The organism is Pseudomonas sp. P7548 (assembly GCF_013386585.1).
GTDB lineage: Bacteria > Pseudomonadota > Gammaproteobacteria > Pseudomonadales > Pseudomonadaceae > Aquipseudomonas.
In genome coordinates this window covers 144,760-166,235 of record NZ_JACARO010000008.1, presented here as the reverse complement: position 1 = coordinate 166,235, position 21,476 = coordinate 144,760, and the positions used below count along the sequence as shown (strand labels likewise).

The 21,476-nt window shown below is 62.3% G+C and carries 17 protein-coding genes; 8 read left to right on the top strand and 9 right to left on the bottom strand.

All coding sequences use genetic code 11. The features are described 5' to 3' along the window. Positions 1–72: 72 nt before the first annotated feature. Both HX803_RS04580 and rimI read left to right on the top strand, forming a co-directional pair. On the top strand, positions 73–819 hold the full coding sequence (locus HX803_RS04580) for an energy transducer TonB (protein WP_178919305.1): 747 nt from the start codon (positions 73–75) through the stop codon (positions 817–819). Next, a complete protein-coding gene (gene rimI, locus HX803_RS04575) occupies positions 812–1,264 on the top strand; it encodes a ribosomal protein S18-alanine N-acetyltransferase (protein WP_005784514.1) in 453 nt (150 codons plus the stop codon). Before HX803_RS04580 ends, rimI begins: the two co-directional genes overlap by 8 nt. A gap of 145 nt (positions 1,265–1,409) precedes the next feature. Here the strand turns inward: rimI and HX803_RS04570 are convergent, their stop codons facing one another. Further along, positions 1,410–1,814, bottom strand: coding sequence for a serine kinase/phosphatase (locus HX803_RS04570; RefSeq protein ID WP_178919284.1), 405 nt, complete (start codon positions 1,812–1,814; stop codon positions 1,410–1,412). Positions 1,815–1,968: 154 nt separating this feature from the next. Here HX803_RS04570 and can point away from each other — a divergent pair, with 154 nt between their 5' ends. Further along, the gene (can, locus tag HX803_RS04565; protein WP_003188288.1) at positions 1,969–2,613 is read left to right on the top strand and encodes a carbonate dehydratase; all 645 of its coding nucleotides are present in this window, start codon (positions 1,969–1,971) and stop codon (positions 2,611–2,613) included. On the opposite strand, the gene HX803_RS04560 is transcribed toward can, so the two are convergent. The 4 genes from HX803_RS04560 to HX803_RS04545 all read right to left on the bottom strand — a co-directional run bounded on the left by HX803_RS04560 (position 2,610) and on the right by HX803_RS04545 (position 7,875). Then, complete coding sequence (locus HX803_RS04560; RefSeq protein ID WP_178919282.1) at positions 2,610–3,119, bottom strand: SET domain-containing protein-lysine N-methyltransferase; 510 nt, start codon at positions 3,117–3,119, stop codon at positions 2,610–2,612. The genes can and HX803_RS04560 overlap by 4 nt on opposite strands. A 148-nt stretch (positions 3,120–3,267) precedes the next feature. Continuing rightward, positions 3,268–4,437, bottom strand: a complete 1,170-nt coding sequence (locus HX803_RS04555) for a hypothetical protein (protein ID WP_178919280.1) — start codon at positions 4,435–4,437, stop codon at positions 3,268–3,270. A gap of 122 nt (positions 4,438–4,559) precedes the next feature. Then, on the bottom strand, positions 4,560–6,260 hold the full coding sequence (gene acpA, locus HX803_RS04550; RefSeq protein ID WP_178919278.1) for an acid phosphatase: 1,701 nt from the start codon (positions 6,258–6,260) through the stop codon (positions 4,560–4,562). Between the two features lie 196 nt (positions 6,261–6,456). Beyond that, on the bottom strand, positions 6,457–7,875 hold the full coding sequence (locus HX803_RS04545; protein ID WP_178919276.1) for a TIGR00366 family protein: 1,419 nt from the start codon (positions 7,873–7,875) through the stop codon (positions 6,457–6,459). A 186-nt stretch (positions 7,876–8,061) separates the two neighbouring features. Between HX803_RS04545 and HX803_RS04540 the strand changes: the two genes are divergently transcribed. Further along, entirely contained in the window at positions 8,062–9,351 is a 1,290-nt protein-coding gene (locus tag HX803_RS04540; RefSeq protein WP_178919274.1) for an MFS transporter, read from the top strand. 3 nt (positions 9,352–9,354) lie between these two features. Here the strand turns inward: HX803_RS04540 and HX803_RS04535 are convergent, their stop codons facing one another. Next, positions 9,355–10,725, bottom strand: a complete 1,371-nt coding sequence (locus tag HX803_RS04535) for a gluconate:H+ symporter (protein WP_178919272.1) — start codon at positions 10,723–10,725, stop codon at positions 9,355–9,357. A gap of 293 nt (positions 10,726–11,018) precedes the next feature. On the opposite strand from HX803_RS04535, the gene HX803_RS04530 reads away from it, so the two are divergent. The 4 genes from HX803_RS04530 (at position 11,019) to HX803_RS04515 (ending at position 17,523) form a co-directional block, all read left to right on the top strand. Beyond that, complete coding sequence (locus HX803_RS04530) at positions 11,019–11,924, top strand: cation diffusion facilitator family transporter (protein WP_178919270.1); 906 nt, start codon at positions 11,019–11,021, stop codon at positions 11,922–11,924. Positions 11,925–12,023: 99 nt separating this feature from the next. Next, a complete protein-coding gene (locus HX803_RS04525; RefSeq protein WP_178919268.1) occupies positions 12,024–13,244 on the top strand; it encodes a TolC family protein in 1,221 nt (406 codons plus the stop codon). A gap of 16 nt (positions 13,245–13,260) precedes the next feature. Next, complete coding sequence (locus HX803_RS04520) at positions 13,261–14,367, top strand: efflux RND transporter periplasmic adaptor subunit (RefSeq protein ID WP_178919266.1); 1,107 nt, start codon at positions 13,261–13,263, stop codon at positions 14,365–14,367. Positions 14,368–14,385: 18 nt separating this feature from the next. Continuing rightward, the gene (locus HX803_RS04515; protein ID WP_178919265.1) at positions 14,386–17,523 is read left to right on the top strand and encodes a CusA/CzcA family heavy metal efflux RND transporter; all 3,138 of its coding nucleotides are present in this window, start codon (positions 14,386–14,388) and stop codon (positions 17,521–17,523) included. Between the two features lie 128 nt (positions 17,524–17,651). Here the strand turns inward: HX803_RS04515 and HX803_RS04510 are convergent, their stop codons facing one another. The 3 genes from HX803_RS04510 to HX803_RS04500 all read right to left on the bottom strand — a co-directional run bounded on the left by HX803_RS04510 (position 17,652) and on the right by HX803_RS04500 (position 21,365). Further along, entirely contained in the window at positions 17,652–19,034 is a 1,383-nt protein-coding gene (locus HX803_RS04510) for a heavy metal sensor histidine kinase (protein WP_178919264.1), read from the bottom strand. Further along, positions 19,031–19,705 (bottom strand): heavy metal response regulator transcription factor, encoded by a 675-nt coding sequence (locus HX803_RS04505; RefSeq protein ID WP_178919263.1) that lies wholly within the window; start codon positions 19,703–19,705, stop codon positions 19,031–19,033. Before HX803_RS04505 ends, HX803_RS04510 begins: the two co-directional genes overlap by 4 nt. A 340-nt stretch (positions 19,706–20,045) precedes the next feature. Further along, entirely contained in the window at positions 20,046–21,365 is a 1,320-nt protein-coding gene (locus tag HX803_RS04500) for an OprD family porin (protein WP_178919262.1), read from the bottom strand. Positions 21,366–21,476: the final 111 nt, after the last annotated feature.

Genomic DNA, 21,476 nt, shown 5'->3' with positions numbered 1-21,476 from the left:
CCCGCTCTTTAGTTATCCACAAGTGGCCGAGCTGTGCTTATCGAGTCCCGACGTCGCGCTTACTTGACCGCCATGCAGGTGGTCAACTGGCTGCCCCGCACCGAATTGCCGTTTGCCGCGCCGTCGCGGCCCGAGCTGCTGGAAGCGCTTGAGCCCTATGAGGCGCTCGAGGCGTCGGGCGAGGAGGCGGCGGCGCCGGTCGCGGTGGCCAAGCCGCCTGCGCCCGTACGTCCGGTGGCGGAACGCGCCAAGATCGAAGTGCCACGCCCTTCGACGGCGGCCAAGGCGACCGTGGTGGCCGAGGAGGCGGCCCCGGTGGTCAAGGCTCCTGTCGTGCCGCCGCCGCGTTTTGCCCTGCAATTGCTGCGCGCCGGGCGCTGCCTGCTGCTGGTGGAACTGCCCACCGGTGAACGCTTCCAGACCCGCGACCCGGCCTACATGCTGCTCAAGGACATGCTGCGCGCCGCCGGCCTGCCCGACAGCCCGCAAATCGTCGGTGACCCGGTGCGCTGGCCGCTTCTGGTACGCGGCAACATGGACCAGGGCCCCGAGGCAGCACGGGATTTTGTGCAAGGTTTTGTGTCGGCACGCCTGGAGGACGAACCCTGCGTGTGCCTGTGGCTGATCGGCCTGCCTGCCGTGCGCTTTGCCGGCGAGGCCAACGCCGAGTCCTGGTATCGCGAGCTGCAGGTCGAAGGCCTGGGCTCGGTATGGGCCCTGCCGGGCCTGGAACTATTAATGGAAGAGCCACAGCGTAAGGCTGATGTCTGGCAAGCCATGCGCCGGCTGATGGCGCGCTGGAAAACAACCGATGAGTGAGGCTTTATCCTTTCGCCCGATGACCGAGGCTGACCTCGACGCGGTGCTGAAAATCGAATACGCGGCCTTCAGTCACCCCTGGACCCGTGGGATCTTTCTCGATGGGCTGGGCAAATACCAGATCTGGCTGATGTTCGAAGGCGAGCAGCAGGTGGGCCACGGCGTGGTGCAGATCATCCTCGACGAAGCACATTTGCTGAACATCACCGTCAAACCCGAAAACCAGGGCCGTGGCCTTGGCCTGGCGTTGCTGGAACACCTGATGTCGCGTGCCTATGCCGCCAGTGCCCGGGAGTGCTTCCTGGAAGTGCGCGACAGCAATACTGGCGCTTTCCGCCTGTACGAGCGCTACGGTTTCAACGAAATCGGCCGCCGCCGGGATTACTACCCCGCCGTGGGCGGCCGTGAAGACGCGGTTGTCATGGCCTGCACCCTGGTCGATTAACCACACATTTCCAATGTGGACACCGGCCTCTGTGGGAGCCGGGCTTGCCCGCGATGACGGTGTTTCATTCACCGCCGCCTTCGCAGCGATGCGGCGATCCGACAAGCCAGCTCCCACAGGGTTCGCTCGACGATAAATCTATGTATCAAGGTTTACCGTCTATCGGGTCGACATCTGCCAATTCCGCCTCATCCAACCCATTCCCGCCGCCAATCTCATCTTCACCGACGATGCTCAAATCCCAGTCTGCCTGGTCACCCTCGCCAGGCTCGCGGGCATCCCGTGCACCGTCTTCATGGATCAGCGTTTCCGGGCTCAAATCATCGTCCGTCGGCTCGTGATCATCGGTGGATGCGCCGGTAAGCCCGGCCTCACGCACCCGTTCGTCGGGCAGCCGGTGTTCACGTTCACGCCGAGGGATCTCATCGCCGATTTCTGCTGTGGGTTCTTCTTCATCAAAATCCAGCTCGCGCATCGAACCCATGCGGTCTTCATTGTCATCGATGGGTTCCGGCTGTGTGGCACCGTAGGGACGTCGTGATTCAGTCATGGCCAATCCTCATACTGTGGGGCTTATAGTGTGTGGACAGGCTGCACGGCCCAAAGATTCAAGCGGATTCACGCTTGTTATTCACCGGCAGGGCGTGACCTGGACGTGGGGTTGTCAGTCACAAAACTGCGCATCATTCCTGAGGCTTTCCCTGATGAACGAACTACAAGACCTGCTTGATAACAACGAACGCTGGGCGGACGCGATCAAACAGGAAGATCCCGAATTCTTCGCCAAGCTCGCCCGCCAGCAAACCCCGGAATACCTGTGGATCGGCTGCTCCGACGCCCGCGTACCGGCCAACGAGATCGTCGGCATGCTGCCGGGTGATCTGTTCGTGCACCGCAACGTGGCCAACGTGGTGCTGCACACCGACCTTAACTGCCTGTCGGTGATCCAGTACGCGGTGGACGTGCTCAAGGTCAAACACATTCTCGTCACCGGCCACTACGGCTGCGGCGGCGTACGCGCCTCGATGCAGGACCGCCAGTTCGGCCTGATCGACGGTTGGCTGCGCACCATTCGAGACCTCTACTACGAAAACCGCGATGTGTTGGCCCAGTTGCCGACCGAAGAAGAACGCGTCGACCGCATGTGCGAGCTGAATGTGATTCAGCAAGTGGCCAACGTCGGCCACACCAGCATTGTGCAAAACGCCTGGCACCGTGGGCAGAGCCTGTCGATCCATGGCTGCATCTATGGCATCAAGGACGGTCGCTGGAAGAGCCTGAACACCACCATCAGTGGTTTCGAGCAGTTGCCGCCGCAATATCGCCTGCGTCCGCTGGGCGAAGCTTAAGGCCGGTTCCGTTCGCACCATTGCCTGCCTTCGGCGTTCGGGGCTTCCTCGCTTCCGGTGATCCAGCCCCGGCAGTTCTGCTCGCCGCACTGGCAGGCGAATTGCCGGAACAGCACGTCCTCGGTGGTGGCGTAATCCATGGTCAGTTGTTCGCCGGCCTCGATGTTACGCACGGTCCAGGCTTCCAGGTAATGCAAGTCGAGGAACACGTTCGGATTGCAGGAATGCATGACCAGGCCAGTGAACCAACAGTCGTACAGGTGGATGCGAGGGGATAACCGCAACGTGTGCACGCGTCGCTCGCTCAGTGCATAACCTGAGATCTTGGCGATGCACACGCGACTGTCAACGGCGACACGTGTCCGGATGCCGGTTTGCATGCCATTGGCCATTTGCATCACTTCAAAGTGCTCCGTCGAGGGGTAGCCCTCCGCCAGTAGCAACTTGAAGGGATAAAGGTAAGTGCTTGTGGCTTTTTTAGCCTTGTCCTTGGCTTTAGTGTTCATGACTCTCCTTGTATAGGCTGCATCGACCTGCGGAGAGTGTCTGACTGCCAGTCTTGCAGCGAATGGGCGCACTTCAAGACTTGCTCAAGTTACAACCAATTTCTACTGTCAAATCTGGCAGTAGAAATTGGTTTTTTTTCTGTGTGTCTTACAGCGCCGGGGCCGTGACGGAAGGGGCTGGCGCGGCGCTTTTCAACTGTTTGAGCTGTGCCTTGACGGTGGGCGTGGCGCATTGGGCATTGGCTCGCTCCGGCGACAGGTTGCGTACCGAGGTGTAGAACAGTTCGCAGGTCTGCTCTTTGCGGGTGACCTGCCAGGTGTTCATGCAGGCCTTGAGCAACACGTTCGGATCGCTCGCCGGTTTCTGTCCCATCCCGGCTTGCCAGCAAGCAGCGCTCAGGTCCTGGCCCATCACCTTCAAGCCGGCCTCATCGGCCTTTTGCTCGTTACCGTCATAGGTGTCCGGGTCGGCCGCGTACCAGATGTAACTGGGGTGGTTGGCGCCCAGCACCGACACGGTTTTGCCCGCTGCCGGGCTGATCTGCGCCAGGCCCAGCACGCCCACGGTCTGGCCATATTGCTGTTTGATCCAGCTGCGCACCGGCGCGCCGAACGCCACCATCGGCAATGAGCCGCCGGGTTGCAGGCTCAACTCCTTGACCATGCGCGTCTGGTAGTCGGTGAAGTAGCTGTAGACGTTCTCCAGGTCCTTGCCGGCGTTGGACGGCGCGGCAATCGGGGCAATGTCGATGATGGTCTGGTACGCCGGCGTTTCGGTGGCCGGGATGCCGTTGTCGGTGAGCAGGGTGGCCCAACGGTCGGTGGTCGCCGATTCCAGGTAATCCTGGGCCTGGGTCAGCGAATAATCCGGCGGGAAGTGCAGCAGTTCGATGCTTTTGCGGTTTTCCAGGGCCATGCCCAGCGGCAGGAACAGGTACCAGTTATAGGCCCATTTGCCGTCTGTGTTGAGCTTGCTGGCGCCCTGGTAGGCCAGGTCGGCCGTGTTGAGCAGCGTGGTCAGCGGTTGGCCGTAGTTGTCGGGCACGCCGCTGAAGGTGGCCGACACCTGCCCGTCATGGGTCTTCACACTGACTTTGGCCCGGCTGTAGCCGTCCCGCTGGAGGCTCTGGTTCAAATAATGCTCGGCGGTTTGCTCCAGCGTCCACGGGCGGTAGCAGATCACGTTGCAGTTATTGGGAAAAGCGAACAGCTGGGTCACACGTTGCGTGCTGCCCAGCGGCACTTCGATGTCGGCCTGTACGACCGCACTGGCCATCAGTGCGGCCAGGGTGAAGGACAACCTGGTCGGTTTAAACATTGTCGGTTCCTTGTCAGCGAAAGCCCGTCTGCGCGGGGTGAAAGCCCACGTGCACACAGTAGCGGTTGACCAGGAAAATCGCGTGCTAAATCGCCAGGTGTGTCGCTATTGGATAAGAAAACCTACAGGGTGAACTGCAACGCGTTGGTCAGATCGCCCATCGGTTTCTGGCCACGGGCGGTCATGGCGTCGTCACGCTGCTTGAGGCCGTCCAACGTCTCCAGTTGGAACACACGGGTGATCAGGCGCAGGATCGACGCCGTGTCGTAAACCGTGTGGTCCACCGTACCCTTGCGTGCAAATGGCGACACCACCAGTGCCGGAATCCGCGTACCCGGGCCCCATCGGTCGCCTTTTGGCGGTGCCACATGGTCCCACCAGCCGCCGTTTTCATCGACGGTCACTACCACCACCATGTTTTTCCACTGCGGGCTTTCCTGCAGCACCTTCAAGGCACGGGCGATATGGCGGTCGCCCGAGGCTACGTCGGCATAGCCTGCGTGCATGTTCAGGTTGCCTTGGGGCTTGTAGAACGTGACGGCGGGCAGCTTGCCGGCCTGGGCATCGGCGAAGAACGTGTTGGTGCTCGACTCATCGCCCAAACCACCGTCGCGCAGGCGTTTGTCTCGCTCGGCGCGGTTTTCCGGCCCTTGTTTCTTGAAGTAGTTGAACGGCTGGTGGTGGTACTGGAAGTTCGGGATCTTGGGGATACCGCCCGAGTCCTTGAACTGGTCCAGCGTGGCCTGCCAGGCTCCTGCATACCACGCCCAGTCGACGTTCTTTTTCGACAGCTTGTCGCCGATGTGCTCGTGGGTTTGCGGCACCAGCACGTTGGGCAGATCGGGTTTGGAATAATCCGGGTTTTCCGGGTCGCGGATCCAGGTCGGCCAGTAGGGCGGGGCCAGGGTGTTCACGCCGTAGCCGTCCGGGGTCAGCGCGCTGGGGCCGAACTGCGGCGGGCCGGTCATGGCGCTGGCCGGGGATTTGTCCAGAGGCTTGAGACGCGGATCGGTGGGGTCATCACTTTGCAGCGTGGCGATCTGGGCCTTGGCCACCGATTGCGCGGCATTCGGGTAAAACGGTGCCGTGGCGCTGATCAGGTACTGGTGGTTGAGGAACGAGCCACCAAACGCGCCCTGGAAGAAGTTATCGCAGAGCACAAACTCCTTGGCCACATCCCACAGGCGCAGGGAATAACGACTCTGGGCGTAATACCCCATCACCAGGCCACCGGAGTCGGCCCAGGCGACAAAGTTGTCGTTCTTGCCGCCGTTGATCTGCATCTGGTTCTGATAGAACACGTGCCACAGGTCGCGGGTCACCAGGCTCAAAGGCAGGTCTTCGGCGTTCGGGCCCTTGAGGGCGAAGGGCGCGTTGGGCAGGTTTTCCTGGAATTGCACTTCGCTGGGGTAGGTCACCCCGTCCACGGTTTGCGGGCCGACTTGCAGCACACCGCCCCAGGCCGGAGGCAGGGTGGTCAGCAGGCTGCCGTCGCGGTCGCGTTGTTGCACGTCGGCCGCAGAAAGGGCGGACAGAGGCTTCTCGACACCGGGGAAGTCAGCAAACAGGTTGTTGAAACTGCGGTTTTCGGCGTAGATCACCACCACGGTTTTCACCTGGTCGTGCAGGGCCTTGTCCAGCTCTTGCGGGGTGAGCGGTCGCGCCACCGGCTTGCCCGGTGCTTCGCTGGTGTTGCCGCACGCACTCAAGGTGGCGCCGACCCCCAGCACTGCCGCGCCTCCCAGGAAACGCCGGCGGCTGGTGTCAACCGGCGCCGGGTCTGCGGAATCGGGGGAAGGGCGGTCTTCGTGCTCATCACTCATTGCTGGGAGTCCTTGCTGGCGAGATGTTGCAAGATATTTCGCAGGACGGTAACAACGCAATGTGACGGAAAGAAGACAACGATTCGAACACCCGCCCTTTGTAGTGAGCGGGCTCGCCCCGCGCGGCGGTGTATCAGATAAGCACAATGCGCCTGACACGCCGCCGCGCGGGGCAAGCCCGCTCACTACAAGGGAGTTATGGCATGACGGGCGGCAAATACTTCAACGTGGTGCCAAGTGCCCACAACAGGAACAGCACCAACGGCGTGTGCACCAGCAACTGCACAAACGAGAACCCGATCAGGTCTCGCGCCTTCAACCCCAGTACGCCCAGCAGCGGCAACATATAGAACGGGTTGATCAGGTTCGGCAGCGCCTCGGCAGCGTTGTAGATCTGCACCGCCCAGCCCAGGTGGTATTGCAGGTCATTGGCCACCTGCATCACGTAAGGCGCTTCGATGATCCACTTGCCGCCACCCGACGGGATAAAGAAGCCCAGCACTGCCGAGTACACGCCCATCAACAAGGCATAGGTGTCGTGGGAGGCGATGGACGTGAAGAACAGCGAGATATGGTGCGCCAGGGTCTGGCCGTCGCCGCCCTTGACCACGGTCATCAGCGCCGCAATCGAGCCATACAGCGGGAACTGGATCAGCACGCCCGTGGTGGTCGGCACCGCACGCGCCACGGCATCAAGGAAGCTGCGCGGGCGCCAGTGCAGCAGCGCACCGACCATGATGAACAGGAAGTTGTAGGTGTTGAGCCCCGAGATGGCGCTGATCGCCGGCTTGGTCGAAAACTCGTGGAACAACCAACCTGCCGCCAGCAACGCCAGCAGGATGGTCAGCAACGGGCTGTGTTCCAGCCATTCGCCAGGGCGGGTAGGCGCTTGTACCTTAGGCAGATTGAACGCCGGGTCGACGCCGCAAGCCTTGGCATCACGGGCGCTGTTCGGCCCAGGTGCGGTGGCGTAGGCGATGATCAGCGAGACCACGATGAGTGCCAACAGCAGCACGCCCGATTGCCACAGGAAGATGGTGTCGGTGAACGGGATCACCCCGGTAATCGACAAAATCGACGGTGGCAGGCTGGCCGGGTTGGCCTGCAGTTGCGCGGCTGACGACGACAGTCCCAACGCCCAAACCGCACCAAGACCCAAGTAGGCCGCGGCACCCGCTGCACGGTAATCCATGCGCAAATCGGTGCGACGGGCCAGCGCACGCACCAGCAAACCACCAAACACCAGGGACAGGCCCCAGTTCAGCAGGGACGCAACCATGGAGATCAACGCCACCCACGCCACGGCCGAGCGGCCGTTCTTGGGGATGCGCGCCAGGCGGTCGATCAGCTTCTCCGCAGGCGGGGAGCTGGCGACCACGTAACCGCCGATCACCACAAAGGCCATCTGCATGGTGAACGGGATCAGGCTCCAGAACCCGTCGCCAAAGGCCTTGGCGGCTTCGGCCGGCGCAGCGCCCATGCCCAGGGTCGCCACGGCGACAATAATCACGGCGAGGGCGGCGAACACCCAGGAATCTGGAAACCAGCGCTCGGCAAAGTTGGAGCAACGCAGGGCAAATCGGGCATAGCGGCTTTCTTCGATAGCATCGGCCACGAGTCATTCCTCTTGTATTTATTATGGGTGTTGGCAGTTTTACGGCATGTTCCGCTACGGCCATTGATATGGGAATGCAGTTATCTTCATCGATCAATGAGGAAAACAAATATATCTGTCGTGATTGCCATCACCCGGCCCAGCTCATAACCTGCACGCCATTTTGTTTGTCTGCCGAGCCTTGTCATGACTGCCACCTCTTTCCCACGGGCGCAGCGTTTTTCCCGCTCCGACTATAAAACCCTGGGCCTGGCCGCCCTGGGCGGGGCCCTGGAAATCTACGACTTCATCATCTTCGTGTTCTTCGCGCTGACCCTCAGCCAACTGTTCTTCCCGCCGGAAATGCCCGAGTGGCTACGCCTGCTGCAAAGCTTCGGCATCTTCGTCACCGGCTACCTGGCGCGGCCGCTGGGCGGCATCCTGATGGCGCATTTCGCCGATCACCTGGGGCGCAAACGGGTGTTCAGCCTGAGTATCCTGATGATGGCGCTGCCCTGCCTGCTGATTGGCGTCATGCCAACCTACGCGCAAATCGGCTATTTCGCCCCATTGATCCTGCTGGCGTTGCGCGTGCTGCAAGGGGCCGCCGTGGGTGGTGAAGTGCCGAGCGCCTGGACCTTCGTCGCCGAACACGCGCCGAGAAACCATCGCGGCTATGCCCTGGGCTTCCTGCAAGCCGGCCTGACCTTTGGCTACCTGCTCGGCGCACTGACCGCCACGCTGCTGGCGCAAGTTTTCACCCCGGCCGAAATCCTCGACTACGCCTGGCGCTTCCCCTTCCTGCTCGGCGGTGTGTTCGGCGTGATCGGCGTGTGGCTGCGCCGCTGGCTCAGCGAAACCCCGGTGTTCCTCGACATGCAGGCCCGCCGCCAGGCCGCCGCCGAACTGCCGTTGCGCACGGTGCTGCGCGACCACCGCGCCGTACTGCTGCCGGCAATGATCCTCACCTGTGTGCTCACCTCCGCCGTGGTGGTGCTGGTGGTCATCACCCCGACCATGATGCAGAAAACCTTCGGCATGAGCCCCAGCCACACCTTCGCCTTGAGCGCCTTGGGCATCGTGTTCCTGAACATCGGCTGCGTGCTCGCCGGCCTGCTGGTGGACCGCATCGGCGCCTGGCGCGCGGTGCTGGTCTACAGCCTGCTGCTACCGGCGGGGATTGCCGTGTTGTACGCCAGCCTCATCGCCGGTGGCGTCTGGCTGGGCGCGGCGTATGCCGTGGCGGGCTTGAGTTGCGGCGTGGTCGGCGCGGTGCCGTCGGTGATGGTCGGCCTGTTCCCGGCGCAGGTGCGGGTGTCCGGCATTTCCTTCACCTACAACATTGCCTACGCGCTGTGGGCGAGCACCACGCCGCTGCTGCTGATCGCGCTGATGCCAACCAGCCCGTGGATCTGCGTGGGCTATTGCGTGGTGATGGGGGCGGTGGGCGTGGTGAGTGTGGCGCTGTTTGGCAAGCGCCACACCTTGGCCGCCTAGGACTCAGGTCAGGAAATGCCAGAGCAACAACGTACCGATCAAGCCGACGACTGAAACGATGGTCTGCAACACCGACCACACCCAGATCGTTTGCTTTAACTGCAGGCCGAAATACTCGCGCACCATCCAGAACCCGGCGTCGTTGACGTGGCAGAAGAACACCGAGCCGGCGCCAATCGCCAGGGCCACCAGTGAGCTTTGCGTCGCCGCCAGCCCCGCCATCATCGGCGCGAGGATGCCCGCCGTCGTGGTGGTGGCGACGGTGGCCGAGCCGGTGGCCTGGCGCAAGGCCACGGCGATCAGCCAGGCCAGCAGCAGGTACGGCATGTGCGCACCTTCGGCGACTTTACTGATGGTCTGGCTGACGCCCGCGTCCAGCAAGGTTTGCTTGAGGCCGCCACCGGCGCCGATGGTCAGCAGCAGCACGGCGATTGGCGCGAGGGCCTTGCGCAGGGTGTTGCCGACTTCGGCACGCGGCATGCCGGCAGCCCAGCCCAGGCAGATCACGGCGGCGATTACGGCCAGGCCGAGGGCGATCAGCGGTTCACCGAGGAACTTCAAGGTCAGCGCCACCGGGCTTTCCGGTGACATGGCGACCTTGGCCAGGGTGCTGCCGAGCATCAGGATCACCGGCAACAAAATAATCAGCAACGACACGCCGAAGCTTGGCTGGCGCGGTGCTTTAGGCGGTGCGCTGAACAGGGCGCCGATGTCGGCGGGTTCATCCACATGCAGGCGCTTGGACAACCAGTTGCCGTAGATCGGGCCGGCCAGGATCACCGCCGGCACCGCCAGGCAGAAACCCAGCAGCATGGTCAGGCCCAAATCGGCATGCAGCGCACCCACCGCAATCAGCGGGCCTGGGTGCGGCGGCATCAGGGCGTGCAGGGTGGTCATGCCGGCCAGCGCCGGGATGGCGATTTTCAGCAGCGGCAGGTTCGATCGATTAGCCATCACGAAGATGATCGGCACCATCATCACCAGGCCGACTTCGAAGAACAGCGGCAAGCCGATCACCATGGCCACCAGCGCCATGACCCAGGGCAATGACTTGCCCTTGCCCAGGCCGAGCAGGGTGGTGGCGATGCGGTCGGCGGCGCCGGACTCTGCCATCAGGGCGCCGAGCATCGAGCCCAGGGCAATGATGATGCCGGCTTCACCCAGGATCGCGCCGGCACCCTTGCTGAACGCCTTGGCGACTTCTTCCGGTGGCAGCCCGGCGCCGACACCGGCGATGAAGGTGCCAATCAGGATCGACAGGAACGGCGGCAACTTGGTCGCGCTGATCAGTACGATGATGCTGGCGATGGCCAGCAGTACACAAAACATGAGGCGGGTGTCGTGAACCATCCACGCGGCAGTCGATAACTCCAAAACGGGACTCCTTATCGAACAGGTTGGCTAATTTGTTTCTTTTTGTTTCCTGCACGAAAAGCATACCTGATAGAACCGTGGCAGAGCGCCCGTGTGCGATTTTGGTGCGGCAAAAATAACGCCGGACTGGCGGCCGGATGACAAATCCGCAAGGCATGCCACTTTTGGGCGTCAGGACTCTATCTTTGTAGGAGCCGGCTTGCCGGCGATGCCGCCCGCAAGGTCGACGCAATCCCCAAAACCGTTATCGCCGGCAAGCCGGCGCCTACATAACGAATCAGGAGTACCGTTTCATGAGCGCAGGACACAACCACGCCCAGGTACGCGCCGGCCACGAGCGCAAGTTATGGATGGCCCTGTGCCTGACGGGCAGCTTCATGATCGCTGAAGTGATCGGTGCCTTCGTCACCGGCAGCCTGGCGCTGTTGTCCGACGCGGCGCACATGATGACCGACGCCCTGGCCCTGGCGATTTCCCTGGTGGCCATTCAGGTCGCCAAGCGCCCGGCCGACCGCAAGCGCACCTTCGGCTATGCGCGCTTCGAGATCCTGGCGGCGGCGTTCAATGCGTTGCTGCTGTTCGCCGTGGCGTTCTACATCCTGTATGAGGCCTACCAGCGGCTGCAGGCGCCGGCTGAGATCCAGTCCACCGGCATGCTGGTGATTGCGGTGCTGGGGCTGATCGTCAACCTGATCTCCATGCGCCTGCTCAGCGCTGCCAGTGGCGAGAGCCTCAACGTCAAGGGCGCCTACCTGGAGGTGTGGAGCGACATGCTCGGCTCCATCGGCGTGATCATCGCGGCGGTGGTGATCATGCTCACCGGTTGGGGCTGGGTCGATTCTCTGGTGGCGGCGGCCATTGGTTTCTGGGTGCTGCCACGCACCTGGACGTTGCTCAAGGAAAGCATGAACGTGCTGCTGCAGGGTGTGCCCGATGGCGTGGATATCGATCAGGTCGAGCAGCGCATTCGCAGTGTGCCGGGGGTCAAGGACGTGCACGACTTGCACATCTGGGCCCTGACCAGCGGCAAGAATGTGCTGAGCACGCACCTGGTCGCCGATGCGTCCCAAGGCTCCGAGCAACAGATCCTCAGTCGAGTGACGGAGTTGCTGCACGAACAATTCGATATTTCCCACGCCACCATTCAGGTCGAGGGCGAAGGGTTCCAGCACGATGAGCATGACGAGGTGCATGCCTGACGGATTTGTAATCTTTCCTCCACCGCCGCGATAAGTGCCGAACGCTACAGTGCCCCCGCTGGGAAACCTCAGCAATTTCATGGGCGTGGAACTCTCGTTATGGCACTTTTGCTTAGAACACTGTTGGGGGCGGCGGCCTTATGGGCAGCCGCCAGTGCCGTCCAAGCACAAACCCTCACCCTCGACTCGGCCCTGCAAACCGCCTTCGCCAACAACCCGGACCTGGCGGCTGCGCAATGGGAAATCGACATCGCCAGGGGCGGTCGCCAGCAAGCGGGGTTGATCCCCAACCCGGTGGTTTCGCTGGATGCCGAAGACACCCGCCGCGACACCCGCACCACCACCCTCAAGCTCAGCCAGACCCTGGAACTGGGCGGCAAGCGTGGCGCGCGTATCGACGTGGCGACGCGGGCCCAGGACGCGGCGGCGCTGACCCTGGAGCAGCGGCGCAACGGCCTGCGCGCCGAGGTGATCGACAGCTATTACAGCGCCCTGCGCGCCCAGAAGCGCCTTGATCTGGCGCAGCGCTCGCTGGCCCTGGCCGAGCGCGGCCTGGTGGTCGCCAATGGGCGTGTGACAGCAGGCAAATCGTCGCCGGTGGAAGCCACCCGCGCTCAGGTGCAACTGTCGGAAATACGCCTGGAGCTGAACCGCGCCGAGGTCGGTCTCTCCGACGCCTATCGTCGCCTGGCCGCCAGCACCGGCAGCGCCGCCATCGACTTCCAGGCTGTTGCGGCGCCCACCCAAGTGGCACCGCAGTTGCCCGCCTCGGCCCAGTTGCTGGCACGCCTGGAACACACCACCGAACTGCGCCTGGCCGAACTGCAGATCGTGCAAAGCGAAGCCAGCGTCGGCCTGGAAAAAGCCCAGCGCATTCCTGACCTCGACCTGTCCATCGGTAGCCAATACGACGCCAGTGTGCGCGAGCGGGTGAACCTGATCGGCGTGTCGATGCCCATTCCGTTGTTCAACCGCAACCAGGGCAGCGTACTCGCGGCGAGCCGTCGTGCCGACCAGGCCCGCGACCTGCGCAACGCCATCGAGCTTCGCCTGCGCACCGAAACCCGCCAGGCCCTGGACCTGTGGCAAACCGCGAACACTGAAGTGCGTGCGTTCAACCAGCAGATCCTGCCCGCCGCGCAACGTGCGGTGGACAGTGCCACCCGTGGCTTCGAGATGGGCAAGTTCAACTTCCTCGACGTGCTCGACGCCCAGCGCACCTTGATCGCAGCCCGCACCCAATACCTCGCGGCCACCGCCCAGGCCACCGACGCCTGGGTGCGCATCGAACGAATCTACGGCGACCTCGCCCGGTTTTGATTTTCTGGAGTCCTCTATGAACCCTAAACATGGCGTGGCGCTTGCCGTCGCCCTCGGCCTGATGCTGTCCGGTTTTGCCAAGGCCGACGAAGAAGAAGGCGCACTTGAACTCACCGAACAGCAGATCCAGGCGGCCGGCATTCAGCTTGCTCAGGCGCAGCCCCGTGCGATCAGCACGATGCTCACGCTGCCCGGCGAAGTGCGTTTCGACGAAGACCGTACCTCGCACATCGTGCCCCGTGCGGCGGGCGTGGTGGAGTCGGTGAAGGTCAATCTTGGCCAGTCGGTAAAGAAGGGCGAGGTGCTGGCAGTGATCGCCAGCCAGCAGATTTCCGACCAACGCAGCGAGTTGGCGGCCAGCGAACGTCGGGTCGAACTGGCCCGCACCACCTTGCAGCGTGAGCGTCAGTTGTGGCAGGACAAAATCTCCGCCGAGCAGGATTACCTGCTGGCGCGCCAGGCCCAGCAGGAAGCCGAAATCGCCCTGAACAATGCGCGCCAGAAGATGAACGCCCTCAGCGGCAGCGCGGTGTTGGTGGGCGGCAATCGCTATGAATTGCGTGCGCCGTTCGCCGGCACCGTGGTGGAAAAACACCTGGGCGTGGGCGAGGTGGTCAGCGAAACCAGCAACGCCTTTACCCTCTCGGACCTGTCTCAGGTGTGGGTCACCTTCGGTGTGTTTCCCAAGGACTTGAACAAGGTGCGTGTCGGCAAACCGGTGACCGTCAGCTCCACGGAAATGGGCACCGAGGTGCAAGGCACCGTGGCCTATGTCGGCAACCTGCTCGGTGAGCAAACCCGCACCGCCACCGTGCGCGTGACCGTGCCCAACCCCGATGACGCCTGGCGCCCCGGCCTGTTTGTGTCGGTACAAGTGGCCACCGACACCTACCAGGCCAAAGTCACCGTGCCGCAGGCCGCGATCCAGACCGTCGAGGACAAACCCTCGGTGTTCGTGCGCACCCCGGACGGTTTTATCACCCGCCATCTGGAACTAGGCGTCAGCGAAAACGGTTACGTCGAAGTGCGCCAGGGCCTCGACGCCGGGACACAGGTGGCCACGGTCGGCAGCTTCATCCTCAAGTCCGAACTGGGCAAAGGCTCGGCCGAACACGCCCATTGATCCTGCGAGTGATTCCCCATGTTTGAACGCCTTATCCAATTTGCCATCGAGCAGCGCATCATCGTGCTGCTGGCGGTGCTATTGATGGCCGGTGTCGGCATCGCCAGCTATCAGAAGTTGCCTATCGACGCGGTGCCCGACATCACCAACGTGCAGGTGCAGATCAACTCCGCAGCGGCCGGTTACTCGCCGCTGGAAACCGAACAGCGCATCACCTTTCCCATCGAAACCGCCATGGCCGGGCTGCCGGGCTTGCAGCAGACCCGTTCGCTGTCGCGCTCCGGGCTGTCCCAGGTTACGGTGATTTTCAAAGACGGCACCGACCTGTTCTTCGCCCGCCAGTTGGTCAACGAGCGCCTGCAAGTGGCCCGCGAGCAGTTGCCCAACGGTATCGAAACCGCCATGGGGCCGGTTTCTACAGGCCTCGGTGAAATTTTCCTGTGGACGGTGGAGGCCAAGGAGGGCGCGCTCAAGGACGACGGCACGCCCTACACCCCGACTGACCTGCGGGTGATCCAGGACTGGATCATCAAGCCGCAACTGCGCAACGTGCCGGGCGTGGCCGAGATCAATACCATCGGCGGTTTCGCCAAGGAGTATCAGATCGCCCCCGACCCCAAGCGCCTGGCGGCCTACAACCTGACCTTGGGCGATCTGGTCACGGCGCTGGAGCGTAACAACGCCAACGTCGGCGCCGGGTATATCGAGCGCAGCGGCGAGCAGTTGTTGATTCGGGCACCGGGCCAGGTGGCGTCCGTCGACGACATTGCCAATATCGTGATCACCACCTCGGACGGCACGCCGATTCGTGTGCGTAATGTGGCACAGGTCGACATCGGCCGTGAGTTGCGCACAGGGGCGGCCACCGAAAACGGCCGGGAAGTGGTGCTGGGCACGGTGTTCATGCTGATCGGCGAAAACAGCCGCACGGTGTCCCAGGCGGTGGCGAAAAAACTTGAGGAGGTCAACCGTTCGCTGCCTGAAGGCGTGGTGGCGGTCACCGTGTACGACCGCACCCACCTGGTGGAGAAAGCCATCGCCACCGTGAAGAAAAACCTCTTCGAAGGCGCGCTGCTGGTGGTGGCTGTGCTGTTCCTGTTCCTGGGCAACATTCGTGCGGCACTGATCACCGCGATGGTGATTCCGCTGGCGATGCTGTTCACCTTTACCGGGATGTTCACCAACAAAGTCAGCGCCAACTTGATGAGCCTGGGCGCGCTGGACTTCGGCATCATCGTCGACGGCGCGGTGGTGATTGTCGAAAACGCCATTCGCCGCCTGGCCCATGCGCAAGAACGTCACGGGCGCTTGCTGACGCGCAGCGAACGCCTGCACGAAGTGTTCGCGGCCGCCAAGGAAGCGCGGCGTGCGCTGATCTTCGGGCAACTGATCATCATGGTGGTGTACCTGCCGATCTTCGCCCTCACCGGCGTGGCCGGGAAGATGTTTCACCCGATGGCGTTCACCGTGGTGATCGCCTTGTTCGGCGCGATGATCTTGTCGGTGACCTTCGTGCCGGCGGCCATTGCGCTGTTCGTCACCGGCAAGGTCAAGGAAGAAGACAACGGGGTGATGCGCACCGCACGTCGCACCTATGCGCCGGTGCTCGACTGGGTGATGGCGCGCCGTCCGCTGGTGTTCGGGTTGGCGGTGTTGACCATCGTGGGTTCGGGCTGGGTCGCCAGTCGCATGGGCAGCGAGTTTATCCCCAGCCTCAGCGAAGGCGACTTCGCCCAGCAAGCCCTGCGCGTACCCGGCACCAGCCTCACGCAATCGGTGCAGATGCAGCAGCAACTGGAAAAAACCTTGATGGCCCAGGTGCCGGAAATCGAGCGGGTGTTTGCGCGCACCGGCACGGCGGAAATCGCCTCGGACCCCATGCCGCCGAACATTTCCGACAGCTACGTGATGCTCAAGCCGAAGGACCAATGGCCGGACCCGAAAAAGTCCCGCGAAGCCCTGATCGCCGATATCCAACGGGCCAGTGCGATTGTGCCAGGCAGTGCGTATGAACTGTCGCAGCCGATCCAGTTGCGCTTCAACGAGCTGATTTCCGGGGTGCGCAGCGATGTGGCGGTGAAGGTATTTGGTGATGACATGGCGGTGCTGAACAAGACGGCTGCCGAGATCGCCGAGACCTTGCAAACCCTCAATGGCGCCTCGGAAGTGAAGGTGGAGCAGACGTCCGGCTTGCCGGTGCTGACCATCAATATCGACCGCGACAAGGCCGCGCGTTTTGGCCTGAATGTGGGCGATGTGCAGGACACCATTGCCGTCGCCGTCGGTGGGCGCCAGGCCGGCACGCTGTACGAAGGCGACCGCCGATTCGACATGGTCGTGCGTTTGTCCGACGCGTTGCGCACCGACATCGATGGTTTGTCGCGGTTGTTGATCCCGGTACCGGCGTTGGCCGGCAATGCCTCGGGGCAATTGGGGTTTATTGCGTTGTCCCAGGTGGCCAGCCTGGACCTGGTGCTTGGCCCCAACCAGATCAGCCGCGAGAACGGCAAGCGCCTGGTGATCGTCAGCGCCAACGTGCGTGGGCGTGACATCGGCTCGTTTGTCGAGGAGGCCGAGGCGGCCATTACCGCGCAAGTTAACGTGCCGGCCGGTTACTGGACCACCTGGGGCGGCCAGTTCGAACAGTTGAAAGAAGCGTCCGAGCGTTTGCGCATTGTGGTGCCGGTGGCCTTGCTGCTGGTGTTCGGGTTGCTGTTCATGATGTTCAACAACCTCAAGGATGGGTTGCTGGTGTTCACCGGCATTCCGTTCGCGTTAACCGGTGGTGTCATGGCGCTGTGGCTGCGGGACATTCCGCTGTCGATCTCGGCGGGGGTGGGGTTTATCGCGTTGTCCGGCGTGGCGGTGCTCAACGGGCTGGTGATGATTGCGTTTATCCGCAACCTGCGCGAGGAAGGGCGTTCATTGTCGGCGGCGATCCATGAAGGGGCGTTGACACGCTTGCGCCCGGTGCTGATGACGGCACTGGTGGCGTCCCTCGGGTTCATCCCCATGGCGCTGGCCACTGGCACCGGCGCCGAAGTGCAGCGCCCGCTGGCGACGGTGGTGATCGGCGGCATCATCTCTTCCACCTTGCTGACCTTGCTGGTGCTGCCGGCCCTCTACCAATGGGCCCATCGCAAAGAGGAGTCATGAAAACACTGTGGACAAAATGAGGGAGCTGGCTTGCCTGCGATGCAGGCACCTCGGTGTCTCCGTTGCAGTGCGGTGATGCTATCGCAGGCAAGCCAGCTCCCACCCGAAGCACAACAGAAGATGCTGATTTATAGGGGGAAGATCAGCCGGAACAACGTGAAGCCTCCAGGCAGGCTGCGCACATCAGCCTGGCCCTGATGCAGGCTCATGATCGAACGCACGATGGCCAGTCCCAGACCGGTGCCGCCTTCGGTGCGTGCACGGCTGCTGTCGACACGGTAGAAGCGCTCGAACAGGTGAGGCAAATGTTGCGCTTCAATCCCCGGGCCCGGGTTGCTCACTGACACTGAAGCGTGGTTGCCATAGGCCTCCACCAACAGCGAAATGTTTGAGCCTTGCGGCGTGTGGCGAATGGCATTGGACAGCAAGTTGGAAAGCGCGCGCTGGATCATCAGGCGGTCGCCCTGCACCTGGGCATCGCCGCTCAAGGTCAGGGTCAACTGCTTGTCCTCGGCGCTCAGGGCGAACAATGCCATCACCCGGTGGGCTTCGTCGGCCAGTGACACGGCGGTGAACGAAGCCCGTGCGGCGGGGTGGCTGACCTGGGCCAGGAACAGCATGTCGGAGACGATGCGCGCCAGGCGCTCCAGCTCTTCGGTGTTGGATTCAAGCACCGCCTTGTATTCCTCAGGCGGTCGCTGGCGCGACAGCGTCACCTGGGCCTTGCCCATCAGGTTGGTCAGGGGCGCACGCAGTTCGTGGGCGAGGTCATCGGAGAATTGCGAGAGCTGCTGCACCCCGGCGTCCAGGCGCTTGAGCATCACGTTGAAACCCTGCGCCAGCTCACCCAGCTCCTGCGGCAAGTTGTCGACGGACAGGCGATGGGTCAGGTCCTGGGTGGTGACCTTGGCCGCGACCTGGCTGAATTGCTTCAACGGCGCCAACCCACGTTGTACCAACCACCAGGCGCCCATGCCGATCAGGATCAGCAGCATCGGCAAGGCGATCACCGTGGCGCGCAGGTAGGCACTGAGCAAGGCCTGGTCGTCCATGCGGTCCAGGGACAGCACCACGCGCACCCGTTCGCCACTGGCCAGGCGCATCAGGCTTGAGGCACTCAGGACTTGGTTGCCGTAGCTGTCTTCCCAATTGAGATAACCGAGGGTGTCGCGATGGGCATAGTCAGTCAGCAACGGCTGCTGAGGCTTGGCTCCGACACTCAGCAACACGCGGTCATCCGGCGCGGTAGCGACGATGGTCAGGTAGAAATTGTCATGACCGATTACCAGGTCCATCAGCGAGTGCGGGCGGCCGCGAATGGCGTCGGTGTCCAGGCCTTGGGCGAGGCTGTGCTGAATCTGCTCCATCTTGCTCTCCAGGCCTTTGCGCGCGAGTTTTTCCAGCTCGTGGCTGAGCGCCACGTAGGCCAGGGTCGCCAACAGCAACACCAGGCCTGCGCCCATCAGGCTCACGGTCAGCCCCAGGCGCATCGACAGGCTGCCGGTCCTCATGGGCGCGCCTCCAACACGTAGCCCACGCCACGGATGGTGTGGATCAGCTTGACCTCGCTCTGGTCGTCCACCTTGGCCCGCAGGCGGCTGATGGAGACCTCCACCACGTTGGTGTCGCAGTCGAAATTCATGTCCCACACCAGCGAGATGATCTGTGTGCGGGTCAGCACTTCACCGGCCTGGCGCATCAACACCTGGAGCAGGGCGAATTCCTTGGTGGTCAGGTCGATGCGCCGTGTGCCGCGATAGGCGCGGTGGCGGCGCGGGTCCAGTTCCAGGTCCGACACGCAGAACACTTCGGGCTGCGGGATGTGTTCGCTGCGCCGCAGCAGGGTGCGCACCCGCGCGAGCAATTCGGGAAATTCGAAGGGCTTGACCAGGTAGTCGTCGGCGCCCATGTCCAGGCCTTTGATCTTGTCGTCCAGGCGGCCACGGGCGGTGAGCATCATCACGCGCTGGGTGCCGTTGCGGCGCAATTGTTCCAGCACTTGCCAGCCATCCTTGCCGGGCAGGTTGACGTCTAGGATCACCAGTTCGTAAGCGTGCTGCCCGGCCAGGTGCAGGCCGTCGATGCCATTGGTGGCGCAGTCGACCACATAGCCGCTTTCGCTGAGGCCTTGTTGCAGGTAAGCGGCGGTTTTTTGCTCGTCCTCAACCACAAGGATACGCATGGGGATTGACCTTTTTCGCAATGAGAAGGGGGATCCATTTCCTTATGGAGGGTGTTGCCGGGGAGTCGCAGACTCTGAACCGTGAAGTAACTTCAGGGTCAACTGCGACCATCGGTCGCAACTAAAGTGAACAGCCAAAAAAAACGCCCCAGTGGGGCGTTAAAAATCCATCTCTTTCCAAAGGAGCTACACAAAAGCTTCAGAGATGAATGTGCTCGGTGTTGCCAGTTGAGGCCAGTCTACGAAGTTCAACTTAACAAGAAGGTGAGGCCAATATTACAGTTTTGATAACTGGCAATTTGTGAACAGATGTTAGTCAAGCGCGAACGAATGTAATGAATCAGAGAAGGGTCATGGGGTATTCGGCAATCACGCGGAATTCTTCCAAGTCTGACTCGAATGCACTGGAACGCACCGTGGCCTGGCGCAAACGCAGTGACAAGTCTTTCAAGTTGCCACTTTGCACCACGTACTTGGCTTCGATATCACGTTCCCAACGACGTTGATCGGTCAGCGGGTTGCCCGCCCCGTCGCGGCGCATGTACACCGCGTTGGCGTTGCTGTAGTCGGCGCCGGTGCCCTTGCCGTAACGGGTCATGAACGACAGGCCGGGAATGCCGAACGCCTGCATGTCCAGGTCGTAGCGCACCATCCACGAACGCTCCTTGGGTGAGTTGAAGTCGCTGTACTGGATCGAGTTGTTGAGGAAGATCGAGTCTGACTGGCGCAGGTAATCAAAGTCGTCGTCACCGTTGTTGCGCTGGTGCGACACGGCCACGCTGTGGGCGCCGACCTTCACCCCGACCCTGGCACTCCAGATGCTGTTGTCGAATTCACCCAGCCGCTTCTTGCCCTCATCCACGGCCTTGTAATAGTTGACGTCGCCGAACAGCGAGACGTCTTCGTTCAGCGGGTAGCTGGCGGCGCTCCCCAGGTAATACTGATCCCAGGCGTCCTTGAGGCGGCTGCTGTACAGGCTCAGGCTGAGGTGCTTGTTCACCGTGTAATCGCCGCCGAAATAGCCGATCCAGGGCGAGTCGACCTTGCCTGCATAGAACGTTGCAAAGCCGTTGTTCATGCCACTTTCATTGGGCTGGCTCATGCCGCTCAAACGGCCACCTTGCAGGCTCAGGCCTTCGACGCTGGTGTTTTGCGCGGTCACGCCACGAAAGCTTTCGGGCAATAGGCGCGAGTCGCCGTAGGCCACCACCGGCGTGACTGGGAACACGTCGCCGGCCTTGATCACGGTGTCGAGTACACGCAGTTTTGCGGCGCCGCCGACTTTGCTGTAGCCGGTTTCCGGATGGTCTTCGCTGTCCACCGGCAGCACGCCGAACGAACCCTTGCCGCCGCTGCGACCGGTGCCCGAATCGAGCTTGAGGCCGTACAGGGCAAATGCGTCCAGGCCAAACCCCACCGTGCCTTGGGTAAAGCCCGATTCGAACTTGCCGATCAACCCCTGTGCCCAGGCTTCGGAATAGCCATTGCCGGTAGGGCTGGACTGGCCCTTGCGGTCATCGCGGTTGAAGTAAAAATTGCGCGCCAGCACATTCAGGCTGCTGCCTTCGATAAAGCCTTCGGGCTTGTCTTCCACAGCCACGGCGGCCAGGGGCAATGCGGCAATCAATGAAAAGGGAAGGGTGTAATACACAGTGCTCATGTTGCGCTCCTCGGTAGTGGCAGTGTTCAGCTTCTTATGGAGGTGGGCGTTCTTATTGATCTGGCCCGGGCTGATAGTTGCAAACCGCAGATAACGGCGAAGTGGCACGAA

Excerpts from the sequence above, each read along its gene's own strand:
- HX803_RS04580 (WP_178919305.1), top strand. The coding sequence starts at position 73 with ATGCAGGTGGTCAACTGGCTGCCCCGCACCGAATTGCCGTTTGCCGCG.
- rimI (WP_005784514.1), top strand. The coding sequence starts at position 812 with ATGAGTGAGGCTTTATCCTTTCGCCCGATGACCGAGGCTGACCTCGAC.
- HX803_RS04570 (WP_178919284.1), bottom strand. The coding sequence starts at position 1,814 with ATGACTGAATCACGACGTCCCTACGGTGCCACACAGCCGGAACCCATC.
- can (WP_003188288.1), top strand. The coding sequence starts at position 1,969 with ATGAACGAACTACAAGACCTGCTTGATAACAACGAACGCTGGGCGGAC.
- HX803_RS04560 (WP_178919282.1), bottom strand. The coding sequence starts at position 3,119 with ATGAACACTAAAGCCAAGGACAAGGCTAAAAAAGCCACAAGCACTTAC.
- HX803_RS04555 (WP_178919280.1), bottom strand. The coding sequence starts at position 4,437 with ATGTTTAAACCGACCAGGTTGTCCTTCACCCTGGCCGCACTGATGGCC.
- acpA (WP_178919278.1), bottom strand. The coding sequence starts at position 6,260 with ATGAGTGATGAGCACGAAGACCGCCCTTCCCCCGATTCCGCAGACCCG.
- HX803_RS04540 (WP_178919274.1), top strand. The coding sequence starts at position 8,062 with ATGACTGCCACCTCTTTCCCACGGGCGCAGCGTTTTTCCCGCTCCGAC.
- HX803_RS04530 (WP_178919270.1), top strand. The coding sequence starts at position 11,019 with ATGAGCGCAGGACACAACCACGCCCAGGTACGCGCCGGCCACGAGCGC.
- HX803_RS04525 (WP_178919268.1), top strand. The coding sequence starts at position 12,024 with ATGGCACTTTTGCTTAGAACACTGTTGGGGGCGGCGGCCTTATGGGCA.
- HX803_RS04520 (WP_178919266.1), top strand. The coding sequence starts at position 13,261 with ATGAACCCTAAACATGGCGTGGCGCTTGCCGTCGCCCTCGGCCTGATG.
- HX803_RS04515 (WP_178919265.1), top strand. The coding sequence starts at position 14,386 with ATGTTTGAACGCCTTATCCAATTTGCCATCGAGCAGCGCATCATCGTG.
- HX803_RS04510 (WP_178919264.1), bottom strand. The coding sequence starts at position 19,034 with ATGAGGACCGGCAGCCTGTCGATGCGCCTGGGGCTGACCGTGAGCCTG.
- HX803_RS04505 (WP_178919263.1), bottom strand. The coding sequence starts at position 19,705 with ATGCGTATCCTTGTGGTTGAGGACGAGCAAAAAACCGCCGCTTACCTG.
- HX803_RS04500 (WP_178919262.1), bottom strand. The coding sequence starts at position 21,365 with ATGAGCACTGTGTATTACACCCTTCCCTTTTCATTGATTGCCGCATTG.